The sequence below is a fragment of the Corynebacterium kozikiae genome (assembly GCF_024580965.1).
GTDB classification, from domain to species: Bacteria; Actinomycetota; Actinomycetes; order Mycobacteriales; family Mycobacteriaceae; genus Corynebacterium; species Corynebacterium kozikiae.
This window is the reverse complement of record NZ_JANIKJ010000002.1, coordinates 232,936-239,122: the sequence shown is the minus strand read 5'-3', so window position 1 is coordinate 239,122 and position 6,187 is coordinate 232,936. Positions and strand designations below refer to the sequence as shown.

At 59.6% G+C, this 6,187-nt stretch carries 3 protein-coding genes; all 3 read left to right on the top strand.

The features are described 5' to 3' along the window. Positions 1-322: 322 nt before the first annotated feature. Positions 323-3,553, top strand: a complete 3,231-nt coding sequence (locus tag NQ018_RS03130) for a DUF11 domain-containing protein (RefSeq protein WP_257058313.1) — start codon at positions 323-325, stop codon at positions 3,551-3,553. 265 nt (positions 3,554-3,818) lie between these two features. Further along, positions 3,819-5,084, top strand: coding sequence for an aspartate kinase (locus NQ018_RS03125; protein WP_257058310.1), 1,266 nt, complete (start codon positions 3,819-3,821; stop codon positions 5,082-5,084). 46 nt (positions 5,085-5,130) lie between these two features. Next, positions 5,131-6,162, top strand: coding sequence for an aspartate-semialdehyde dehydrogenase (locus NQ018_RS03120; protein WP_257058308.1), 1,032 nt, complete (start codon positions 5,131-5,133; stop codon positions 6,160-6,162). Positions 6,163-6,187 lie beyond the last annotated feature (25 nt).

Below are 6,187 nucleotides of genomic sequence, written 5' to 3'. Positions count from 1 at the left end.
GAAGCCAGCGACTAGTTCCACTGTCCTTTCGGATGGCGGGAACGGACATAAACATAGCCCGCCCAATCGGGTGGACAGGCTATGTATCTTCGGTGCCCTGGGGTGGAACTGCTAACAACGTAATGGGAAGGTACTGGGCGGCCTCGTTTGTGGACGTTGGGATCTGTATCTCCTCGAACGCCCTTATTGCCGCGCGCGCCCCAGTTCCTTCAATGAACCCTTTCAATGTGCCCCGTGCCACACAAAACCACCCGCACCCCTTGACTTCTTAGCGGTTTCTTAGTTTAGTCAAATGAGAAATTGATTATCGTTTAGGAGTCCCATGGCGCTCACAAAGCCCTCAACGCCCTCAAAACCCTCAAGGGTCCATCCGGCTGCCCTCGTTTCAGCCGCCCTTGCCCTCTTCATGGTCGTGATCTTGGCTTTGGGGTCAACAGCATTGGCTGCAACCAAGGCATATGAGTTCACTGGAAAGTGGATTGACCAGCCGGAATATGCTGTTTCGCACCATGACGTGCTGGGCACTATTTGGCACTTCGACATTAACGATGATGCGCACGCGCCGGGAAACGCCAGCGTTGCGGACAACATTCTTACGCTGACTGCGGAAAACGGCTATTTCACGGAAATCCCCTCCACCTGCACTGGGCCCCTCACCGAGCTCAGTGAGGATCGCCGGAACTTGACCTGCGACCTCGGGGAACGCTTTGAGGGCACCGCGGAGTTCGCGTTCGCCGGCGTGTATGTGGACGGTCCACCAAACTCTGAGGTGGGTGTGAACGGCACCTTCCGCGGTTTGAAAGTGGAACTGCCCAAGATCCCCATCCGCGCACCATTTAGCATGGACGCCAAGTTCAACGATGGTGGTCCCGCTTCTGTGCAGCGAATCAACAGCACGGATCAGCTCATCACCTTCCCCTTCTCCATCTCTCATGCAAAACAAACTGCTGCCGGTCCGGACTCAGTTTCTTACGACCTCACGATGACCTACAACGGCAACGCCGCTGCTCCTCAGGTTGCACTTGAGGGGCAGGGCTGTGTGCCAAACACCACTCGGCAGTCGGGTTTCCCGCTTTCGGGAGATGCGGTTACCACCAACTCCACCTACTTCCCCCAGTGTGAAATCGTGAGCACTGGGACCAACCAGTACCGCCTCACTCTCTCCGGTTTGCAGTACGGAGCAGGTCCGGAGCTAGATTCCAACGGCCAGCCTCTGCCTTTGGATTCTGATGTGATCGCCGCTGGCAATCTCACGTTCAAGGTGACCTACCGGAATCCAGGTGGCCAGGTCAGCATTAGTGCGTCTGCTCCCACCTACGAGTCCGTCGATGGGCAAACTGCGCAGGACAACCGGGATAACAACTCCAACCGCGTTCCCGTTGTGCGCGGAAGCTGGACTGGTGGCTGGACGGTTGCCTCCCAGTCGCCGGTTTCTTACCCCGGCACGCCATGGACCGACACTTCGAAAGCGCCGGCTGGTGCCACAGTGATGTCGGCGTCTGGTGTGCGGGTTCCCTTCAACCCAAACCAGCGAGGTGACAACTGGCTGTGCCAAATCCTGGACACGGACCATGTGGTGTTCGAGCGAGCGCGTGTTTCCTATGATCAGAGCGCCTCGCCTTCGCTGTACTACCACGATTCCGGCAAGGAAATCTGGTACTACACCGGCGAAGTAGCAGATCCCAACACCTTTGAATGTGGCACGACTACGAAGCGCGGCGATGATGCCTTTGGCAACCCGGAGGGCTGGTCCAACACCCCACCCGCGGACCTCTCCACTGTGAAAGCGGTGAAGACCGTGGTGAAGCCCGCCTTCGCCGCCGAGGTCAACAACTACAACAACATGGTGTTCCTCATGGTGGATCAAAGGATCAAGCCGGACACGCCAATCGGCACGGACATCTGGACGTTTAACACGGCGCTGAAGGAAGGTAACACAAGCTGGGCGTGGAACGACCCATTCCGGCGCGAAGCTGACCGCACGCTGGTAGCTACCGACGTCAAACCCTTTGGCACAGCAACACCTGGCCTCCAATACCCGTATGCCGGCCCGCACCGTGACGTGCTGCGCGTTGTTGGCTCCTCACCGCTGGTGAGCAAGGATGTAGCCAAAGCCGAGTACGGCCCCGGCGAGCAAGCCGAATACACCGTGTCCTTCGGCCTGGAATCCAACCTGGCAAACCCAGCACCTGACGCCGTGACCGTGATCGACCAACTCCCGCAGGGCATGCGCTACGTGGAAGACAGCGCATCAGTTGAGCCTGTTCGCGTGGATACAAACCAGATCATTTGGCGCTTCGAAGACGTAATGCCCAACGCCGAGCAGCAAACAATCACTTACAAGGTTGAGGTTCTTGGCAGCGTTGCTCCGGGGTCACGCCTTACCAACGTGGCCAGCGCCGTGTCCCAAGACCAGGTGCGTTCCGCATCCGCGCAGATCATCGTGCCGAACTCAGGCTTCACGAGAATCATTAAGAGCGTTGAAGTTTGCGACGCGCCCAGCACCCCAGAGGGCGAGACCGCAGGGCCCGGCACGGTAGCAGAGGTAAGCACAATTGGTGAGACCAGCGAGGATCCCTGCGCCGCGCCGAGCGCGGAACCAACTACCGAGGTCTCCGCGGTTGCTTCTGATGAGCCACAAACCACCGAGGATGCTGAACCAACTACCGAACCAACCGCTGAACCAACCACCGAGCCCACTTCCGAAAGCACGGCAGCCAAGCCCGTCTGGGAAACCGAGGACGGCACCGCCTTGGCTGTTTGGAGCATCCAACTGATCTCGGTGGATCCTTCCACGCAAAAGTTCACGGACACCATTGATATCCTCCCGTTCGTAGAAAAAGACGACCGCGGAAATACCTTCACAGGCACGCACTCCGTGACCAAGGTGGAGGTCCCAGCGGGCGCAACGGTGTACTCCACCAACCTGGACCCATCCACGTTGGATGAAGACCCGGGCGCAGTTGCAAATGGCAAGCCTGGCGAGCCCTCGGACATTTGGCAAAAGGGCATGGTGGAGAACGCCACGGCGATCCGTATCATCGCCCCAGGCCTTACTTACGGGCAGGACTCGGTGGTGAAGATTCATGCGCAGCTCGCAGGTGCAACCCCGCAGACCGACTATGTGAACTCTGCGGTGGCACGCACAGATACCACTAAGATGCGCATGCGAACTTCGGCTGGGTTCGGCATCGGCAGCGCGGGGGAGGTAATTCCTCCGACGGAGCCACCAACCACACCACCTTCAACCCCGCCAACCACCCCAGAGGAACCAACCACGCCACCTGCAACCCCGCCGGCGAGCACCACTCCAGAGGAACCAGTGCCACCGATCCCCACGATTCCGGTGCCTGTTCCGGTGCCATCGCCTTCGGAGCCAAGGCCTTCGGAGTCGGTGAACACGCCGAATGAAACCACGCCGCAAACTGAGCAGCCGCGTTCTGTGAGGCAGCTCAGCAACACTGGTGCAAATGTGCTGTTGCTGGCATTGCTTGCCGCCTGCCTCCTGGCGGCCGGCGTGTGGGTGAGGTTCCGCTCAACGCCAAGTAACTAACCCCCAACGCCTTTTGCTCATGAGGGGGCGAGCACAGGCAGCGCGCCCCCCAACCGCAACGCTCCGGCGGTGGTTGGGGGTGCGGCGCTTGGGTGCGTCGTGAAGCGTGTTTGTGCCGGTGAATGTGACCCGTTTGGCTCTGTCCCGCCTTTTACCGGTTGGGCAACAGAATGCTATGGTTATTGGGCGAAATAACGGATGTATTTGAGAGGGTGAAGCCGCGCGTGTAGGTACGGCGGTTGAGGTCTCGGAAAGGGCGTTGCCCGTGGCACTTGTCGTACAGAAGTATGGCGGATCCTCGCTTGAGAGCGCGGAACGTATTCGTCGCGTTGCTGAGCGGATTGTGGCTACCAAGAAGCAAGGCAACGATGTTGTTGTGGTGTGCTCCGCGATGGGTGACACCACCGATGAGCTGTTGGACCTTGCAGCGCAGGTCAATCCCGTGCCGCCGGCGCGTGAGATGGACATGCTGCTGACTGCCGGCGAACGCATCTCCAACGCACTCGTTGCAATGGCCATTGAGTCTTTTGGCGCGAAGGCACAGTCTTTCACCGGTTCGCAGGCTGGCGTGATCACCACGGAGCGCCACGGTAATGCGCGCATCGTGGACGTCACCCCAGGGCGTGTTCGTGAGGCGCTGGACGAAGGCAAGATCTGCCTGGTGGCCGGGTTCCAGGGCGTGAACCGCGAATCCAAGGATGTGACCACCTTGGGCCGTGGCGGCTCTGACACCACCGCGGTTGCCCTTGCGGCAGCGCTGAACGCTGATGTGTGCGAGATTTATTCAGACGTTGATGGCGTGTACACCGCGGACCCACGCATCGTCCCCAATGCGCAGAAGTTGGAAAAGCTTTCCTTTGAGGAGATGCTGGAACTCGCTGCCGTCGGCTCCAAGATTCTGGTGTTGCGCAGCGTAGAGTACGCCCGTGCATTTGGCGTGCCGCTTCGTGTTCGTTCGTCGTATAGCAATGACCCCGGCACCCTGGTTGCCGGCTCTATGGAGGATATTCCTGTGGAAGAAGCAGTATTGACCGGTGTTGCCACGGACAACTCCGAGGCCAAGATCACCGTTTTGGGCATCCCTGATTCCCCCGGCGCTGCCGCAACCGTGTTCCGCGCGCTTGCCGACGCCGAAATCAACATCGACATGGTGTTGCAGAACATCTCCTCCCTGGAGGACAACCGCACTGACATCACCTTCACCTGCCCGCGTACCGACGGCCCCCGCGCCATGGAACTCCTGCGCAACCTGCAGGCGCAGCATGAGTGGGAAAATGTGCTCTATGACGACCAGGTGGGCAAGGTCTCCCTGGTGGGCGCAGGTATGAAGTCCCACCCTGGTGTGACCGCAGTGTTCTGCGAGGCGCTGCGCGACAAGGGAATCAACATTGAGCTGATTTCCACCTCAGAGATCCGCATCTCCGTCCTCATCCGCGAGTCCAACCTCGACGACGCCGCCCGCGCACTGCACGAGGCATTCGAGCTTGGCGGAGACACCGAAGCCACCGTGTACGCAGGCACGGGCCGTTAATAGCGGCCTGGCTCAAGAACCCTCAATTGAAAGGAAACCCCCTTCCATGACCACCGTTGCCGTAGTTGGCGCCACAGGACAAGTTGGCCGCGTAATGCGTGATATTTTGGCGGAGCGTAAGTTCCCGTTGGACAAGCTGCGCCTGTTCGCCTCCGCACGTTCCGCAGGCCAGAAGGTGGAGTTTGAGGGCACCGAAATTGAAATTGAGGATCTGGCCCTCCAGAACGAGGAAACGCTTGCTGGCATTGACATCGCCCTGTTCTCCGCAGGTGGTAGCACCTCCAAGCAGTGGGCTCCTGTGTTCGCCGCTGCGGGTGCAACGGTTGTGGATAACTCCTCTGCGTGGCGCAAGGATGATGAAGTTCCGCTCATCGTCTCTGAGGTAAATCCTGCAGATAAGGACAATCTGCCCAAGGGCATCATCGCCAACCCGAACTGCACCACCATGGCAATCATGCCTGTGGCAAAGGTCCTGCATGACGCCGCGGGCCTAGTCAAGATGCACGTTTCCAGCTACCAAGCCGTCTCCGGTTCCGGTCTTGCCGGCGTGGAGACCCTTGCGAAGCAGGTTGCTGAAATCGGTGACCGCAACGTGGAGCTCGTTCACGACGGCTCCGTGCTGGCCCCCGAGGACCTGGGGCCATATGTTGCACCAATCGGCTTCAACGCCCTGCCGTTTGCTGGCAATCTGGTTGAGGACGGCACGGGTGAGACCGATGAGGAGCAGAAGCTGCGCAACGAGTCGCGCAAGATCCTGGGTATCCCAGACCTCAAGGTTGCCGGTACCTGCGTGCGCGTGCCAGTGTTCACCGGTCACACCATGACCGTCCACGCCGAGTTCGAGCGCCCAATCACCCCGGAGCAGGCACGCGAGGTGCTGGAGAAGGCTCCGGGTGTAGAGGTTGTTGAGGTGCCAACTCCACTTGCCGCCGCAGGCAAGGATGATTCCCTGGTGGGCCGTATCCGCCAGGATCAGACGGTGGATGACAACAAGGGCCTGGTGTTCGTGGTTTCCGGTGACAACCTGCGCAAGGGTGCGGCGCTGAACACCATTCAGATTGCTGAACTGCTGGTCTAACCTGCACGACAAAGCCCATGAGCGG